This window comes from Pseudomonas sp. RL_5y_Pfl2_69, from assembly GCF_963970465.1.
Classification (GTDB): Bacteria; Pseudomonadota; Gammaproteobacteria; order Pseudomonadales; family Pseudomonadaceae; genus Aquipseudomonas.
Genome location: NZ_CAXAOU010000019.1, coordinates 35,723 through 53,258, shown reverse-complemented (window position 1 = coordinate 53,258; position 17,536 = coordinate 35,723). Strand labels below are relative to the sequence as shown.

The 17,536-nt window shown below is 55.6% G+C and carries 14 protein-coding genes and 3 pseudogenes; 7 read left to right on the top strand and 10 right to left on the bottom strand.

Features of this window, described 5'->3' with window-relative positions; all coding sequences use genetic code 11:
* Positions 1-140: 140 nt before the first annotated feature.
* Positions 141-479, bottom strand: coding sequence for a DUF7693 family protein (locus AACY07_RS24360; protein ID WP_203304654.1), 339 nt, complete (start codon positions 477-479; stop codon positions 141-143).
* Positions 480-677: 198 nt separating this feature from the next.
* Here AACY07_RS24360 and AACY07_RS24000 point away from each other — a divergent pair, with 198 nt between their 5' ends.
* The 5 genes from AACY07_RS24000 to AACY07_RS23980 all read left to right on the top strand — a co-directional run bounded on the left by AACY07_RS24000 (position 678) and on the right by AACY07_RS23980 (position 6,404).
* Positions 678-1,352, top strand: a complete 675-nt coding sequence (locus AACY07_RS24000) for a Cap15 family cyclic dinucleotide receptor domain-containing protein (protein ID WP_339478242.1) — start codon at positions 678-680, stop codon at positions 1,350-1,352.
* 374 nt (positions 1,353-1,726) lie between these two features.
* Positions 1,727-2,863: a CBASS cGAMP synthase gene (locus AACY07_RS23995; RefSeq protein WP_339478240.1), complete on the top strand. Its 1,137-nt coding sequence runs from the start codon at positions 1,727-1,729 to the stop codon at positions 2,861-2,863.
* Positions 2,863-4,488: a ThiF family adenylyltransferase gene (locus AACY07_RS23990; RefSeq protein ID WP_339478238.1), complete on the top strand. Its 1,626-nt coding sequence runs from the start codon at positions 2,863-2,865 to the stop codon at positions 4,486-4,488. Before AACY07_RS23995 ends, AACY07_RS23990 begins: the two co-directional genes overlap by 1 nt.
* Positions 4,476-4,961 carry a Mov34/MPN/PAD-1 family protein gene (locus AACY07_RS23985; RefSeq protein WP_339478236.1) on the top strand — a complete coding sequence of 162 codons (486 nt, stop codon included), beginning with the start codon at positions 4,476-4,478 and terminating at the stop codon, positions 4,959-4,961. The genes AACY07_RS23990 and AACY07_RS23985 overlap by 13 nt, the downstream gene beginning before the upstream one ends.
* Before the next feature lie 519 nt (positions 4,962-5,480).
* Positions 5,481-6,404 carry a DUF808 domain-containing protein gene (locus AACY07_RS23980; protein ID WP_339478233.1) on the top strand — a complete coding sequence of 308 codons (924 nt, stop codon included), beginning with the start codon at positions 5,481-5,483 and terminating at the stop codon, positions 6,402-6,404.
* A gap of 632 nt (positions 6,405-7,036) precedes the next feature.
* Here AACY07_RS23980 and AACY07_RS23975 read toward each other — a convergent pair.
* Positions 7,037-8,201 (bottom strand): annotated as a pseudogene (locus AACY07_RS23975) (IS3 family transposase).
* 65 nt (positions 8,202-8,266) lie between these two features.
* A pseudogene (locus AACY07_RS23970) lies at positions 8,267-8,569 on the bottom strand (hypothetical protein); the annotation flags it as partial.
* Positions 8,570-8,844: 275 nt separating this feature from the next.
* On the opposite strand from AACY07_RS23970, the pseudogene AACY07_RS23965 reads away from it, so the two are divergent.
* Positions 8,845-9,045: pseudogene (locus AACY07_RS23965) on the top strand (DUF808 domain-containing protein); the annotation flags it as partial.
* Here the strand turns inward: AACY07_RS23965 and AACY07_RS23960 are convergent.
* Entirely contained in the window at positions 9,042-10,244 is a 1,203-nt protein-coding gene (locus tag AACY07_RS23960; RefSeq protein WP_339478231.1) for an MFS transporter, read from the bottom strand. The pseudogene AACY07_RS23965 and the gene AACY07_RS23960 sit on opposite strands and share 4 nt — an antisense overlap.
* 232 nt (positions 10,245-10,476) lie before the next feature.
* Here AACY07_RS23960 and AACY07_RS23955 point away from each other — a divergent pair, with 232 nt between their 5' ends.
* The gene (locus AACY07_RS23955) at positions 10,477-11,079 is read left to right on the top strand and encodes a TetR/AcrR family transcriptional regulator (protein ID WP_133076054.1); all 603 of its coding nucleotides are present in this window, start codon (positions 10,477-10,479) and stop codon (positions 11,077-11,079) included.
* A gap of 19 nt (positions 11,080-11,098) precedes the next feature.
* Here AACY07_RS23955 and AACY07_RS23950 read toward each other — a convergent pair whose 3' ends face one another.
* The 6 genes from AACY07_RS23950 to alc form a co-directional block, all read right to left on the bottom strand.
* Positions 11,099-11,884, bottom strand: coding sequence for an outer membrane protein OmpK (locus AACY07_RS23950; protein ID WP_133076055.1), 786 nt, complete (start codon positions 11,882-11,884; stop codon positions 11,099-11,101).
* A gap of 247 nt (positions 11,885-12,131) precedes the next feature.
* Positions 12,132-12,917: an outer membrane protein OmpK gene (locus tag AACY07_RS23945; RefSeq protein WP_133076056.1), complete on the bottom strand. Its 786-nt coding sequence runs from the start codon at positions 12,915-12,917 to the stop codon at positions 12,132-12,134.
* 135 nt (positions 12,918-13,052) lie between these two features.
* Entirely contained in the window at positions 13,053-14,417 is a 1,365-nt protein-coding gene (locus AACY07_RS23940; protein ID WP_339478227.1) for a nucleobase:cation symporter-2 family protein, read from the bottom strand.
* Positions 14,418-14,502: 85 nt separating this feature from the next.
* Complete coding sequence (locus AACY07_RS23935) at positions 14,503-15,792, bottom strand: urate hydroxylase PuuD (protein ID WP_133076058.1); 1,290 nt, start codon at positions 15,790-15,792, stop codon at positions 14,503-14,505.
* A gap of 48 nt (positions 15,793-15,840) precedes the next feature.
* Positions 15,841-16,344 (bottom strand): ureidoglycolate lyase, encoded by a 504-nt coding sequence (locus AACY07_RS23930; protein WP_133076059.1) that lies wholly within the window; start codon positions 16,342-16,344, stop codon positions 15,841-15,843.
* 153 nt (positions 16,345-16,497) lie between these two features.
* Positions 16,498-17,493 (bottom strand): allantoicase, encoded by a 996-nt coding sequence (gene alc / locus AACY07_RS23925; RefSeq protein WP_019826615.1) that lies wholly within the window; start codon positions 17,491-17,493, stop codon positions 16,498-16,500.
* Between the last annotated feature and the right edge of the window lie 43 nt (positions 17,494-17,536).

Genomic DNA, 17,536 nt, shown 5'->3' with positions numbered 1-17,536 from the left:
TTCTTTTCGGTCACTTGATTGACCGCTTGGATTTTGAATTCTTCGGGGTAACGCGGGTTGCTCATGGCACCTCCTAATTGGCCTCAGTTTAAGGCAAAGAGATGTCTACGAAACCCGGGGCGATTCATTTGCGTACGGGCTTAGAGCGCGGCTAGTAAACGTTCGAGCTGCTCACGTTCCCAAGCACCCAGTAGGTCGACAGGATCAGCTCCTTCCCGCTGCCAGAGCTCAAGTGTCCCGACTCTGCCATCAGGCGATCTGCAGTACTCGCAGTAGTCCAGGGTGTCACAGTCGTTGAAGAGTGTGAGCTGCCAGCCATCAATCTCCACGGGCATGAGGCCGTGATAGATCTCATTCCATGACTGGATAGAGCTTCTCATCATGATGCGTTTGCCGAGCGCTACGTCTGTCAGCACCTGGGAGACCTCGTTGGCGGGGAGAGGAGAGGTTGTGTTCAAATCATTCTGTGTGCGAGTCATAGCATGCCTAGAGCTAAGCTGAGGGGTGACCTAAATGGGAAGTCGCTCCTTCGACCCAATGGGCCCGGCTGAGCGACCGCTTGACGACAGTTCCGCCAAGGAACATACCGTATAAAGGTTTTCTGATCGTACCCGCAGCGCCTTGTAATCGCGTTGTCGTAGGTACACATACATACACCCAGTCATAGGGAGGTGTTGATGTATCAAGTCTTTGGTTTACAGAAAATGTTGTATGGATTTGCGATTTTTTGCTTTGGCATATTTTTGGTCAGAGTCATTTTTTTCAATACGGGTTGGGCTGATAGCGTTGGTGACGCTTGGAGGGTGGTGTCGTCATCCATCGCCATAGGCATCGGTGTTGTCGTTATTGCTGGGCAGACCCCGCTTTTCCCTAAGCTTTGTCGATGGCCTCTGATCCGCAGTTACTTCCCCCCGATTGATGGATGGTGGGAGGCGCAGTTGGATTCGAATTGGGGAAAAATTCAGCAACTGAAGGGGCGAGTTGATGAAGCTCCCAGTCAGCCGGTGAAGGCTAAGATCCAGATCATTTCCCGTCTTTTCTTCGTTCGCATGAACTTGGCAAGCGGCAGCCGTTACTCCACCTCCAAAACGGTGTTCGTCAGCGTATCGCGGGACGATCAGGACTCCAGCGTTCAGCTGAATTACATCTATGAAAATAAAACTCCTGTCCCCGAGTCCACGGACAGTGCCACTCATAATGGTGCTGCGCGCGTTCAGATCATCACGGACGGTACGGATGGAAAAGAGGTATGGATGGAAGGCACCTACTGGACGGATAGGAAATGGGTCGAGGGCATGAATACCGCAGGTACAATTAATTTTCGAAAAACCCCAGATTCTCCTGTTGTTTAGCTCCGTGATTTAGGTGGAGAGGAGAGCTTGTGGTGTCGTGGCCAAGGGGTTGAGCAACTCGCGAGCACAATATCTGAGGGACTGGATTATAGCAGAGCAATAGAAAAGCGTTAGGCGAAAGCTCGACAAATCACTACATGTAGTGGCTAGCTAGTTGATCTTGATCTACATGTTGTGATGTGGGATCATCAGGCCATCGCCAGGTTGTGGCTTGTGCCTTCGCTTTACCTGTTCACATCAGATCTCCTCTGCCAACTTTAGGAGATATAACAATGTGAGCGTTCAGCGCCAGTTGAGCTGTTACGACTCTTGCGTGTGACTGCATTGTTTCATATTACGCAATTGTCTCCCTGGGGGGAGCGGCAGGAGGCTACATGCTGGATTTGAGCGCGCTTTTCTATACCACTAAAGATCAAACCTGTTTCCTGAATGAGTTGGATCTCACGCGAGGAGAAAAGGACGGTATTTCCAAAGCCAAAAACGACGTTCGCGAGGCGCTGCGCACGGGTATTCCACGCGTAATGCGCGAGAATGGCTATGAAGGGAAGACGGTTATACCTAGGTTCTTTATTCAGGGATCCTGGGCGTACAAGACCCTCAATCGCCCTTGCCATACTCCGCCACAACAGTCCGACGTGGATGATGGGGTTTACCTTCCTATGAGTCTTGTACAGGAGGAAGAGCGTCCCAGCATTGCTAGCTCATTCTTTTTTGAGGCGGCTGAGGGCGCTTTGAAGTCTTTAGTCGAGGAAAACGGTTGGACGCTGGTAACCACCAAGCCCACCTGCATTCGTATCGAAATTTCAGAATTAGCGCACATCGATATCCCTTTGTATGCCATCCCCGATAAGCAGTTTTTACTGATCACTGAGAAGTTTGAGGCCAGGCGCCTTCTTGGTAATGTGGCCGTAATGGATTCAGCACCAGATCACTGGGACTCGCTCCCGTCCGACAAGGTTTTGCTGGCTCATCGAGAGGAAAACTGGATGAAGTCTGATCCACGGGCCATGAAAGATTGGTTTGTGGGGCAGGTCGAGAAAATGGGCGAACAGTTACGTCGAATCGTTCGCTACCTTAAGGCATTTCGGGACAGTCAATGGCCAAAAGGAGGGCCAAGTTCAATTCTGTTAATGGCGGCAGCGGTACCTCTTTTCGAGGCGAATCTTCGCCGGGATGACCTCGCGCTTTTACAGGTACTAAAGGGGTTGCCTGCTGCGTTGCGTTCAGGCGTGGTGAATCCTACGGATTCGAACAGCTACCTGACAGATGCGTTAACTCCTGAAGCCCTTGAAGACGCAGCCCAGAAATTTGAAAAGTTTGATGCTTACCTTGATGGTGCAATTCACGCTAACGATGCTACCCAGGCATGCACGTGGCTTGGTCAGATGCTGGGGCATCGCTTCCCTAACCGGCCTGACTTAGTCGGCACGATATCAATTGCAGCGGCAGTGGCTTCAGTGCCAGCTGAGGCTGGCCCAGTAGAACCCGTGAAGCGCACGAAGGCCGGTTAATGTCTGAGATGGACTCCGTTCCCCAGATTATTCGGTCATTGCTTCCGCTGGGGTTCAGCTATGTTGAGCCCCAAGATGAGCCTGGTTGGGTGAAGATGACAGGGTCACTTCAGACGTCTTTAGGGCGATTTGAGTGCGAGCTTTTGGTCGACAGGCTGTCTTTTCACTTCCCCCATGTGAAGCTTCTGGATATACCGCCAAGCTTGAGACCTGTTGCCCCTCACATCAGCGCAAACGGCAGTCTTTGCTATTACGCTGCAGGCACCTTGGTATTCGACATCTTTGACCCTGTTGGACAAACCATCATGGCTGTCCACCGTGCCGAGCACGTCCTCGACTGCATTCTGCGTGGTGAGATGCCCGAAGACCTGGAGGAGGAGTTTCACGCCTATTGGGGGGTTAAGCACTGCTACATTGATGTGGAAAGTAAACAATCTCAACAGCTGACCGCGCTGACTTTCAACGCTCGGGAGATGTTCGTCGTGACGGATGACGAGCAACGCACCTCAAGAAAAGCAGCTGCTTTAGGTATGTCTTCCTCCAATAGCAAATTCCTTATATACAAGATCACCACTAAGGCTAAGCCGCGACCTCGGCAGGGTGTATGGCCGCCAGCAACTGTTGGCGACGTGTTGGCGTGGCAATCGTTGCTCGACACGGCATGCCGCCGGAAAATCGAAAAGCGGATAGCGCTCGCTTTTCGATCTGGCGCTCGGGAAACGCTCATCATTGTCGAATCTCCATTGATGCCCTATGGGATTGTCGTGGACATCCCCCCTGAGTCCCGCGAATGGAAACTTAAGATGGGACGGCATGGGAAGGAGCATCTTTATCGGCTGCGAGTTACTCCTGTTTTTGTCACCAGGCTGGACGACAGATTCATCGCTCAGCGCAATATCCCAAACCATCCGACACTGGCTGGACTGAAAATTGGGCAAGTAGGGTGCGGAACAATCGGTGGGTATCTCGCTGAGATGCTAATGAAAGCTGGTGCCGGCACCGGCGGTGGGCACCTTTCGATTGTAGACCTAGAGGCCTTGCAACCTGAGAACTTGGGGCGACACCGACTTGGGTTCAATCAGCTATTTGTAAACAAAGCCGCAGCCCTTTCGTATGAGCTGAAACGCTCGATGCCGACAGCTGATATCAGGCCCCTTCCAGTCGACGTGCGCGAAGCCGATCTCGGAGATCTGGATTTGCTCATCGACGCTACAGGAGAGGAAAGCCTAGGTTACTGGCTCACTCGTCGGTACCACCGTGAGATACCAATCCTGAGCGTTTGGATAGAGGGCGCAGGGGTAGCGGTGCGATCGCTTTTGAAGGCGCGCTCTGAGGACGCCTGCTACCGCTGCTTGTGTGATTACAATAAATCTAAAGCCTACCTCGCAGTGAATGAGGAAGTTGAGCAAGTGTTAGCGGGTCAGGGATGTGAAGCGCTCTATGTCCCGTTCCCCGCGACAGTATCGATCCAGGCTGCAAGCTTGGGAGCTGAAGCAGTGCTTGATTGGGTGGCGAAAAGTGAAGCGCCAAGTTTGTTGACCCGAGTATTGAGGCGTGACTTCACTGCGGCGACTGCTGATTGTGTCGTTCCAGCTCGTATTGGATGCCCAGCATGCGCTTCGTAGGTAGCTGGGTCACTCAGGGTTCTCTGAGCTTTGTACATCTTGAGCCGGAGGTTTTGGAGACCTTCAATGAATACGTTCAAGGTGTTCGTGATCTTGAAGCCGGTGGGATTTTGCTGGGATGTGTCAGGGGCCCCCATCTTCAGATCATTGACGCTACAACGCCATCGCCTAGAGATCGCCGTTCTCGATTTTCTTTTGAGCGGGATGATTTTCATCATCACGCAATAGCTATGAGACGTTGGCAAGAAAGCGACGGAATCATTCGCTACGTAGGCGAATGGCACACGCATCCCGAAGATTATCCTTCACCGTCATCAATCGATCTCAGAGAGTGGCGAGGCTTGGCAGCGTCGCGGATCGATGGTCGTCCCCTGTTGGCTTTGATTGTTGGCCGTAAGGGATTGCACCTGGAGTTTATGAGCGGAAACGGAACACGAGTGCATTTGTGTGAAGGCTCAACATCCCTTGAATAGAAGCTTGGCTAGCTACAGTGAGCGACTGGCTATTACTGCGCGTTGTAAGGCTGGGCTAATCGACCCCAATGATCAATGCCAGGCGTTAGTTTGGCACCTGCTTCGCGTAGCTGTAGCTACCGGTGACACATTCTGCTGCTCCACAGGTAAAGGAGTGGTCATGGCAGGTATCTATCAGCGTTTCATACCGCGATTTTTGCAGAAGGGATTCAGAATCCCAAGCAACGGCAAGGAGGTTCTGTAGTGGTCTAATGAAACCGGACACCCATTTAGGCGAGAATGCTCGCCATATCGAGGTGTCAGATGACCAAACAACGCCGTGTCTTTACCTCTGAGTTCAAGCGAGTGGCCGCATGCCTAGTGCTAAGGCTACAGCCATAGTGAAGCAGCCTGTTCGCTTGGGCTGGTTGAGTCGGCCTTGCGTCCTTGTGAGCCATCGGGCTTTTCCTGCAAGCAAGTCTGAGGATTCAGGTGCTTCAGGATAATTAAATTGTAAGAATCTACTAAGGGTGAAATGAAATGGCTGGCAGCAGTTTTTTTGCGTTGTTGGATGATATTGCGGCCTTGTTAGATGACATCTCTTTAATGAGTAAGGTCGCTGCAAAAAAATCGGCCAGCGTCCTGAGTGACGATTTGGCTGTAAATGCTGAGCAAGTAACCGGCATGAAAGCAGATCGTGAACTCCCTGTGGTCTGGGCAGTGTTCAAAGGATCACTCGTTAATAAAGCGATTTTAGTGCCATGTGCGCTGTTACTTAGTGCTTTTTTGCCTTGGTCAGTAAAGTGGCTGCTAATGGCAGGAGGTATCTACCTGTGCTACGAGGGATTCGAAGCCATCAAGGAGAAGCTGTTTCGAGGCAGTCATGAGCTCGATACTAGCGACACCAAGTCCGCTCCTAAAACTAAGGAAGAATTGGCTGCTTACGAAAGGCGTAAAATTAAGGGGGCAATCCGGACGGATTTTATATTGAGCGCGGAAATTACGATTATAACTTTGAATGTTGTATCGTCTGCCCCTTTGCTTCAGCAGATAGTCACGCTAATTATTATTTCAGTGGCTATGACTGTTGGTGTTTATGGTCTGGTTGCAGGAATTGTCAGGCTGGATGATGCTGGTCTCGCTTTACTCAAGTCTAAGTCTAAAGGCAGCATCGGGGCGGTTTTGAGAAAAATTGGTAGCATGTTGGTAGCGTCAGCCCCAATTCTCATGAAGACACTGTCGTGGATTGGAACTATCGCGATGTTCCTAGTTGGCGGCACTTTTGTGGCAGAGGGTATTCATCCAGTCGAGCAGTTTATTGAAACTATCGTGAGCGCGCTTGGAGGATGGGGGGCTGTCGCTAAGATGGGAGCATATGGTGTGGTTGGGGCTCTATCTGGAATGATCGCCGCAGTTGCGATGGGCGCGATTTCGCGAGTTGCGGAAGCAGCCAAGAAAGATTAATGCCTCAGGCCGTTTTATAGCATGTCCGCCAATTTATTGAAAATCCACTGGAGCGCTGACGCTGGAGGGGGATCTCCTCCTGCTCGGCTCTTGGTTCGTTCAGGATGGAATGAGCCCGTGTTGTGCAGAACCCGGCGATGCACAAGCCTAATTAGTGCGGTTACCGAACAGCTCGTTGATCGAATGACCGAGCCAAGATCGTATGTCCTTCGCAATGCCGCCTCGTCGCCAGATGACACCCTCGCATGGGTGAAGATCGTCGACAAAAACCGCCTCCGCTCGCCATTGCCGAGTTCAGACCAAATTCTTGACTGCCCTTGTGCATAAGGAGCCGCCAGCCGGTCGAGGAGATACTCCTCCAGGCTATGCACGGATTGGATAATTGGATCACCAACTGTAGGCCCTAAGCAGGGAGCGATCTAACCGATGCCGTGAATAGAAAAATGGCCACTATGTACGTGGAGAAAATAGTGATCGCAAGGTACTGAACTCTGTCAGAACCGCATCTTTCCGGTCTGTTAGAGAAGGGCGCTGACGGGGCTAATCTTGATGCATGCACCCACCGCAATTTCTCTCTGTCCTGCCAAGCATTCTTGAAAATCTTCAACTAGCCTAGACTGAATGTGTAGTGGTCAACTAATCCCGGACACGACGTTAAGTTTTTTCTCGGCCTGAGCTGGCGCCAACCCACCGTTGAATTGGTGCGGCCGAATCCAGTTGTACCGATGCATCAAAAAATGACTGATGTCGCGCTGGGCCTCTTGGGTCGTTCGGTAGCCCGTGGTCGGTATCCATTCGGTTTTCAAACTCCGGAACACCCGCTCCATCGGCGCATTGTCCCAGCAATTTCCCCGACGACTCATACTTTGCCGCATGCGATAACGCCAAAGCCGCTGGCGGAATAAGCGGCTCGCATACTGGGCGACTCTTGATCCGAGTGAAACAGCAGCCCCTGAGGTCTTCCACGTTGCTCATAGGCTATGTCCAGTGCCTTGATAACCAGCTCGGCGTCCGGCTTTTTCGACAATTCCCAACCCACTATCCGGCGCGCGCAAAGATCCAGCACAACAGCCAGGTAATGCGATTTGCCCTGAGCCCAGATGTAAGTGATGTCGCCGCACCAGACCTGATGGGGCGCTGGGGCATCGAACTCCCGATTCAACGTATTCGGAATATCCAGCCGTTCGACCGTTGCTCGTTTATAGGCATGAGAAGCTGGCTGTTTGCTCATCAGTTCAAGCTCGCGCATTAAGCTACGTACCTTGAACCGGCCCAGTTGCTCACCGTCTTCACGCATCATCGACAAGATGCTGCGGCTGCCCGCAGCACTGCGACTTTGCGTGAACAGTTCATTGACCCGACTGCGCAGCCGAAGCCGCTCAACATCAGGAGTCCGGGGTCTGAGACGCTGGGCGTAGTAACACGAGCGGATGACTTCAAACACCTTGTACAGCCAATCAACCGGCTCATGGACGCTCAGTAGGTCAATCAGCGCGAACGCTCGTGATCTTCCGACATCAAGAGCGCAGTAGCCTTTTTTAAGATGGATTTCTCTCGCTCAAGTCGAGCGATACGAGCTTCCAGCTCCTGGATTTTCTGTTGTTCCGGGGGCAGCGCTTTGCTCTGCGGAGTAACGCCTTGGCGCTCTTGCTGAACCTGGTCGACCCAGCGGCGTAGTGCCGACTCACCGACGCCGAGTGAACGACTGGCTTCGATGAAACTGTAGTTTTGCTTGAGTACGAGGTCGGCAGCCTCGCGTTTGAATTCAGCGGAAAAGACACTGCGTTGTTTGGTCATCTGACACCGCGATCTGGCAAGCATTCTCGCCTAAATGGGTGTCCGGTTTCATTAGACCACTACATTCCGACCGCAACAGGAAAGTGTTGGCCTTCCTGGCATAACCAATGCACGTTCATGCGTTGAGACATGTTGATGCTGCTTAACGTTCTGCAAGCAGAGATGACCAGATGCAGCGGGTCAAGCTGATCTTCGCGCTGAGGGATAGCTCCATTCCCACCAAGGCATTGGCTGATGAGATCCTTATGTACGTCACTGATCGCAAAAGGATCATTCCATATCTCTGCCATCGCATTGGTGAGGGAAAAATGTTTAGGGTCAAGCGCCATCCCTAGCCCATTTCCAAATATAAGCGTCTTCCTTGGCATCCCTCAGCTCCTCAATATTTTGAGTATCCAGCTTAGCTCAGAGCGGCAATCTTTCGATTTCATTTGAGTCGTATGCACTCGAAGTTGTTTCGACAGCGAATAAAAAATATGGTCATTGGGCATGGTGATCTGTTGAGTTCACAAGGAGAAATCGTAGCTCGAGTTCTGAAAACGTCCATTTTTCCGATGTCCATATGGACAAAGTAAGTGATATACAACCATTTGAATTTAATGGGTTTTTCTATGTCCATTTTTGTACGAATTTGGATTGTGATGGCGGCGGCATCCTGACCCATGGCGTACCGGCGCTGCATCACTGGGTTGAAGGCGTGGCCCAAGGCAGCGCGCAATGGCTGGGCGTGGTCTCGGCAATCGTGCCGACCTTGCTCAACGCCGTGGCCGGCATTATTGCTGGCGCAGTGGTGCTGGCGGTGGTGTCTGGTGTGAGCAAGGTCTGGCGCGCGGTCAAAGGCTAGGCCGCTATGGCGCGGGGTACGGTGCTGTCCTGCAGCAGGCGGTAGCCGAGCACGGCGAACAGCACCATCACGCCACCGGCAGCCAGGGACACGGTAAAGCCCGCCTGGGCGCCGTAAGCGTCCACCACCCAGCCACCCAGGACGGCGCCAAGGGCAACCCCCATGCCCAGGCCGGTAATCATCCAGGTCAGGCCCTCGGTCAGTTTGGCCGGCGGTACGATGTTTTCCACCAGGCCCATGGCGGTGATCAGGGTTGGCGCAAAAAACAGCCCGGCGACCAGCATTCCTACGGCCAGCGTGGCGACGCTGTCGACCCACATCAGTGGCACCATCGTGACCGAAGTGGCCAGTGCCCCCAGCACAAACAATTTGGGCAGCGGCATGTTCAGTTTGAGCGTGCCGAAGATCAGCCCGGCGACACAGGAACCGAAGGCGTACATCGACAGTACGATGCTGGCAGCCGCAGGCTGGCCCTGATGCTGGGCAAAGGCCACGCTGACCACGTCCACCGTGCCCACAATCGTCCCCAGCCCAAGCAAGGCCAGCAGCAGGATCACCACGGCGCCCTGGCGCAGTACGCTGCCACCGTGCTCGTTGCTGCGCGGATGTACCGGCGGTTCGGTTTTGCGTTGCAGCACAAACACGCTGACGCCAATGGCCAGCAGGATGGCTGCCGCCAGTGGCCCGGCCTGGGGGAACAGGGCGACGCTCAGGCCCACGGAAATCGGCGGGCCGATAATGAAGCTGACCTCATCGAGTACCGACTCGAATGAAAACGCGGTGTGCAATTTGGGCGAGCCGCGGTACAGCTCGGTCCAGCGTGCCCGCACCATCGCCGACATGCTGGGCATGCAGCCCGACAGTGCGGCGAACACAAACAGCGTCCAGTCCGGCGCGCCAAAATGGCTGCACAGCAGCAGGGCCAGCAGGCCGCTGACGCCAATGGCGGTGACGCCCGGCAGGATGCGGCTCTGGCCGTAGCGGTCGACCCAGCGTGAAATCTGAGGTGCCAGCAGGGCAGTGGCCAGGGCAAAGGTGGCGGCCACGCCACCGGCCAGCCAATAGGAGCCCTGCAACTGTGCAAGCATGGTGATGATGCCGATGCCGACCATGGATATCGGCATCCGTGCGATCAGGCCCGCGCCGCTGAAAGCCTTGGTGCCGGGGGCGCTGAAAATCTCGCGATAAGGGTTAGCCATACAAGCTCCGGAACATTGGGTGGACACACTTTGATTCTGTAGTCGCTGCCGCAGGCTGCGAAGGGAGCCGCGGAGCATTTTGGAAAACGGGTTGCAGAGCAACCCTTCGCAGCCTGCGGCAGCGACTACATATTTTCGTGAATGCTACATACGCGGCGTATGTAGAAATATACGCATACATGACGTATGTCAATTAACATACGTCGTGTATCCCAAATTAAAGGTGGCAGGCATGGCGCCCAAAGCGCGGTCGCAAATGATCGAAGAAACCCGTGGCAAGCTGCTTGAAGCTGCACGGCTGGCCTTTGGTTCGGTGGGCTACGCCCAGACCTCGATGGATGAGTTGACGGCTTCGGTGGGCTTGACGCGCGGGGCGCTGTATCACCATTTCGGTGACAAGAAGGGTTTGTTTCAGGCGGTGGCCCAGCAAATCGATGCCGAGCTGGATGCGCAACTGGCCCAGGTGCTTGAGCAAGCCGACAGCCAGTGGCAAGGGTTTCAGGATCAGTGCCGGCTGTATCTGGAGATGGCCCTGCAAATCGAAGTGCAGCGCATTTTGTTGCGGGATGCGCCTTCGGTGCTGGGCTCGCAATACGTGCAGAACACTCAGTCAGTGTGCTGTCTGTCGATGGCGGCGATGCTGCAAGGCTTGATGGATACACACGTGATTCAACGCACCGACCCCGAGGCGTTGGCGCGCCTGATTCAGGGCGGCTTGATGGATGCGTCGTTCTGGATTGCCGAGGCCGACAACCCGCCGCAGCGTCTGGCGGCTGCGCTGGACAGCCTGGACCTGATGCTGCGGGGTTTGTTGCAGGTGCCCCAGGCGCGATAAGGCGCCCGGGGCTCGCGCATCAGAAGTGGTACTTGACCAGCAGGCTCGCAGTGTCCTGGTTGGTTTTGAATGAACCGCTGTCTTCGATGCCGTACTTGTTTTTCCAGTAGTCGTATTCAACGCCGACGTACAACTGCTTGGCGCCCCAGCTCAATGCCTTGCCCAGGTCATATTTGATCTGCGGGTTGAAGTGCAGGTTGGCGTGGTAGGTGCCGCGTGAGTTCTGGTCGTTGTCCACCACCCAGTCCATGTAGCCGTCGATCAGCACATCGGAATTGCCCAGGGGCAGGGTGTAGGACCACACCGGGGTGATCTGCCAGACGCCTTTGCCAGCACGGTTGCCTTCAGGGAAGCGCTGGTAGAAGTTCAACTGGAAGTAGTCAAAGCCCGGCACGTTCAGGTCGAAACCCGGGCCGATCAGGTAGGCCTCGGTGTCGCCTTCGCCAAACTCGTAAGTCATGGCCAGCAGCACGTCTTTGATCGGGCCAAATTCAAACTTCTGGTCGAAGATTTTGCCGAACGACAAACGAGGCGTGAACTCGCCGTAATAGGTGTTCGGGCCAACGTTACCGTCTTCTTTACCGTTGTAGAAAATGCGGTCGAGGAAGAAGAAGTTATCGCCGTACTTCCAGCTGTCAGCATGCTCGAAAGTGAGGGTTTGCTGAATCTTTGGATTGACCTGGAAGTCCTTGCCATACAAGTAAGTCAGGCTGTTGGTTTGCCATTGCAGCAGGTCGCCGGCGACTGCCGGAGCCCCGCCCAACATGCTCCCCGCAAGCATCAGGCTGGTAAGAGTGCGCTTCATTCGGTTAGCTCCAAAAAAGTAAAAAGTCGTGCAGTAGTGAGAACGTGGCGCTCTGTATTGGCGCCTTGGTCCGTGCTTTAAAACAGTCAGTAAGCCTTTGATTTAAAGGTTTAAAGTTGCCTCTTGAGTCAACTTTAAATGTTACTGGCGTTCGAGCGGGCGCGGAGAATACTGGCTCAGGCGTTTGCACTCAAGCGCTCTGTTATCACCCTGGGTGAGGGACAACAGAGCGTGCACTGTCTTTAACTTAAAAGTGGACTTTGATCAGGGCGCTGGCGGTGTTCTGGTTGGTGTCCAGGCGGCTGCTGCTTTCGATGCCGTACTTGTCCTTCCAGTAGCTGTATTCAATACCGACATACAGCTGTTTTTCACCCAGGTTCAGGGCCTTGCCCAGGTCATATTTGATCTGGGGGTTGAAGTGCAGGTTGGCGTGATAGGTGCCGCGTGAGTTCTGGTCGTTGTCCACCACCCAGTCCATGTAACCGTCGATCAGCAGGTTGGAACGGCCCATGGGGATGGTGTAGGAAAACGACGGGGTGATCTGCCAAACCCCGGTACCAGGGCGCGGCCCTTCGGTATGACGACGATAGAAATTAAGGGTGAAGTAGTTAAAGCCCGGCACCGCCAGATCAAAGCCGGGGCCGATCAGATATGCCTCGCTGTCGCCTTCGCCGTACTCATAGGTCATGGCCAGCAGCACGTCCTTGATCGGGCCGTACTCAAGCGTGCGGTCGAAGATCTTGCCGAACGACAGGCGTGGGCTGAACTCGCCGTAGTAGGTGTGCGGGCCTTTGTTGGGGTCATCCTTGCCGTTGTAGAAAATGCGGTCGACAAACAGGAAGTTGTCGCCGTATTTCCATTTGTCGGCATGTTCGAAAGTGACGGTTTGCTGGATCGAAGGGTTGATCGCGAAATTCTTGCCGTACAGGTAAGTCAGGCTGTTGGTTTGCCACAGAAACAGATCACCCGCCATTGCCTGGCTGGCAGCCAGAAACCCACCCGCGAGCGTGACGCCCCAGTGTTTGCAGTTCATGGATAACTCCCTTTTATTATTGTTTTGTGTCAGATGCTGGCAAAGCTGTGGGAGCGGGGTTGCTCGCGATTCAGGCACTGCGGTTGTTCAGGTAAACCGCGGTGATCCGATCGCGAGCAAGCCCGCTCCCACAGGTCAGTGCTGATGCACGTGCCCGCTCATGGCTGCGCGCTCGGCGCCGCCCAGTACGTTGAACATCAGGTTCAGGCATACCGCGCTGACGGCGGCCATGGCGATGCCGCTGTGGGTGATGGGGTCCATCCACAGTGGCAGGTGGGCGAAGAACTCGGGGCGTACCACCGGGATCAGGCCCATGCCGATGCTGACGGCCACCAGCAATTGATTGCGGCGGTCGGCAATGTCGGCTTCCTGGAGGATCTTGATGCCTGTGGCCGCGACCATGCCGAACATGGCGATGGCTGCGCCACCCAGAACCGCAGGCGGAATCGAGGCCACCAGATACGCCGCCTTGGGCAGCAGGCTCAGGGTGATCAGAAAGACACCGGCCATGATCGTCACCGAGCGGCAACGCACGCCGGTCATCTGCACCAGACCAATGTTCTGGGCGAATGAGGAGTGGGTAAAGGTGTTGAAGAAACCTGCAATGAACGACGCCCCGGCATCACACAGCAAGCCGCGACGCAGCATGCGTGGAGTGACTTCCTGGTCGGTGATTTTGCCCAGTGCCAGGAACATCCCGGTGGACTCGACAAAAATGATCACCACCACCAGGCACATCGAAAGGATCGGGGCCAGATGAAATTCCGGCATGCCGAAGTGCAGCGGCGTGACGACCTGAAGCCAGGGGGTGTTGTCCAGGCCGGAGAGGTCGACCATGCCAATGGCGCCTGACAGGACATAGCCCAGGGCCATGCCGATCAATACCGAAATGTTCACCCAGAAGCCACGCATGAAGCGGTTGATCAGCAGGATGGTTCCCAGCACCAGTGCCGCAATGGCCAGGTACGTCGGGGAACCGAACTGCGCAGCAGCACTGCCGCCACCGGCCCAGTTGACCGCAACGGGGAACAGGGACAGGCCGATCGATGTAATCACGGTGCCGGTGACCAGAGGTGGAAAGAAGCGAACCACCTTGGACATGAACGGCGCAATGATCATCCCGAAAAAGCCTGCGGCGATGGTCGCGCCGAAGATCCCGGTCAGGCCGATGCCCGGCATCCCGGCCATTGCCACCATGCTGCCGACGGCCGCAAAGCTGGCCCCCATCATGACGGGCATGCGAATACCCATGGGGCCGATCCCCATCGATTGCACGATGGTGGCGACACCCGCCACCAGCAGGTCGGCGTTGATCAAAAAGGCGATTTCTTCCCGACTCAGGCCTGCGGCCTGTCCGATGATCAGCGGCACGGCCACGGCGCCGCCATACATCAGCAGCACATGCTGCAAACCGACCAGGATCAGTTGCAGCATGGGTAGCCGCGCCAGCGGGGGCGGCGCGGTTATGGCGGGTATGCGCGGTTCGGTTAAATCGGACATGCAACACCTCGGTCATTTTTTATTGTTGTGAGCTAGTGGTGTGTACTTGCGGGCGCAGCCAGGCTGCGCCCGCAAAGTATGTGCATCAGTTGGTCTGGGCTCCCGCACTGATCCAGGCGCCAATCAGGTCACGTTCCTGCTGGGTCATCTGGGTGATGTTGCCCAGCGGCATGATCGGGGTGGCGACGGCCTGGGCCTGAATACGTGGGGCCATGAGCTTGATCTGCTGCGCGGTGTCGAACATCACGCCTGCCGGGGCTGCACTGAACAGCGGGCTGGTAGGGGTGGCGGAATGACAGACCGTGCAGCGTTCCTGGATCACCGAGTGGACCTTCTCGAAATCGACGGTGGCCACCGGTGCTGCCGGGGCAGCGGGCGCGGTGACCGGGGCCGGAGCATCCGCGGCTTTGACACCGCCCAGCGCGGTTTCTGGAAGCGGCTGGTACTTGATGACTTTGGCCGTTTCGGGCGCGGTCGACACCGGTTTTGGACCGGTGACGTAAGCCAGGCAGATCATGCCCAGCGCTGCCACAGGCAAGGTCCAGGCATATTTGTGGCTGTCATGACGGGTGTTGAAGTAATGACGCACCAACACCGCCAGCACCGCAATCCCGGCCAGGATCAGCCAGTTGTACTGGCTGCCATAGGTGCTCGGGAAGTGGTTGCTGATCATGATGAACAGCACCGGCAAGGTGAAGTAGTTGTTGTGTCGCGAACGCAGCAGGCCTTTGGCCGGAAGGGCTGGATCGGGGCTGCGGCCTTCCTTGATCGCGGCTACCAGAGCGCGTTGTGCGGGCATGATGGTGCGGAACACGTTACCGACCATGATGGTGCCGATAATGGCGCCCACATGCAGGTAAGCACCGCGCCCGCTGAACACCTTGCTCAGGCCGAACGCTGCCGCAACCAGCAACACAAACAGGACGAAACCGAGCAACGCCGGGCGCTTGCCTAGGGCGGAGTCGCAGAGAAAGTCGTAAACGAACCAGCCGGCGATCAGCGAACCGATGCCGATGGCCACTGCTTCGGGACCGCTCAGGCTGCTGCCGGGAGCAATCAGGTACAGCGCGGGGTTGAAGTAGAAGACCAGGCAGAGCAGGGCGATGCCTGACATCCAGGTGAAATAGGCTTCCCATTTAAACCAGTGCAGGTTTTCCGGCATGGTGGGTGGGGCCAGCTTGTATTTTTCGAGGTGGTAAATGCCGCCGCCGTGAATCGCCCATAGATCGCCTGCCAGGCCATCCTTGGGGTTGGCACGGTTGAGATTGTTCTCCAGCCAGACGAAATAAAACGATGCGCCGATCCAGGCCACACCAGTGATCATATGAATCCAGCGCACGCTCAGATTCAGCCATTCCATTAGATGTGCTTCCACAGTCTTTACCTCTTGCCCGTCACTCTTTTATGAGTGTTGGACCTTCTCTTATTGGTGGGGGGCGAGGAACAGCAACTGATCCTCTTTAAAGAAATGCTCATCGCAGTTATTGCCTGTGCCACTGCGATCAACCACCAGGAAGTCATCCCGCTTTTCGATCGTCAGCACCGGATGGTGCCAAACGCCGCGATGGTAATTAATGCCCTGCCTGCCATTACTGACAAAGGCGCGGACCAAGCCTGATACAGGTTCATCGCCAAGTGGCGCGACCACGATCAGAAAGGGGTTGCCGAGCAGCGGTATAAACGCCTGACTGCCCAGCGGATGGCGCTCCAGCATGCGAACGGTAAATGGCATGTCCTGCGCCTCGGCGCGGAAAATGCTGATGATCGCCTTGTCTTCTGGCGTAGCCGTTTCGACTTCTGCCAGACGGTGAAAGCGCATGGTCGAACCGTTATTGATCATGAAGTGGTCGCTGCCATCGGTTTCAATCACATCGCCGAAAGGGGCGAAGGCTTCTTTGGTCAGCGGTTCAATCATCAATGTGCGCATGGTGGTCTTCTTATTCGGGTTTCTGTCAGGTCATCGTGTTGCTTTTGTAGTCGCTGCCGCCGGCTGCGAGCCCTGGGATGAAGCGCAGGGCCTTGAGATAACGGGTTGCTCCGCAACCCTTCGCAGCCTGCGGCAGCGACTACAGGCTCAGCATTACTTCGCTACTTTACCCAGTACGCGAATGCGGCTTACACCACCGTCCGGGAACAGGTTCAGGCGAATATGGGTAATCGGGCCGAGGTTTTTGAGTTGCTCGCTGTAGGTGTGCTCAGCGTGCATTTCCATTTTTTGACTCGGCAGCAGCTCACGCCAGAACAGCGACTGGGTTTCGATCTGGCTGTCGGTACCGCCCTTGACGAACGCGCCCTGGATCGAGCAGCTGTCGGGGTAGTTGCCTTTGAAGTGCAGGGTGTCGACGATGATTTTTTCAATCTCGCCTGCATGGCCCAGCGCCACGATGACCCAGTCATTGCCCGGAGTACGGCGGCGTGCGGTTTCCCAACCGTCGCCCATGTTGATGCCGCGGCCCGGGTTGAGGATGTTGCTCATGCGGCCGAAGTGCTCGTCGGAGCAGGCGAGGGCGCGGCCACCGTTGAGGGCGGCTGCCAGGTCGATCTGCTCGTTGTCACCCACTGCCGACCAGTCACGGAACGGCACGCCATACACGCGCAGACGCGCTACGCCGCCATCCGGGTAGATGTTGAAGCGAAGGTGGCTGAAAGCCTGGTCATTGCTGATTTCGTGGTAGTGATGGCTGTTGCCTTGCAGCTCGACAGCCGACAGCACTTCAACCCACTGGGTGTTTTCGTTGGGTTCGCCCGAGGCCAGGAAACAGGCTTCCAGCGAGGCAGACGGCGGAAAGTTGCCGGTGAAGAATGAAGTGTCGATGTCCACACCCTTGATCGAGCCCGGAACGCCCAGGCGGATCACTGCGCTGTCATAGCCTTCGAAGCGCTTGCGGCGGGACTCCCAGCCGTCCATCCACTTGCCGTTGTCATCGAAAACGCCCTCCTTCCATACGGCCGGGGTCGGCTGGAACAGGCGGTTGGCGTCGGCGAACCAGTCATCGGTGACCGAAACGATTTTGGTGCCCAGGCGGGCATCGGCCAGGTTGACGAACTTCTCGAAAGGTACGGCGTAAGCTTTCATTCTTCTTGTCTGCCTTTAATTAAGTGGCTGGAGATGCGTCACC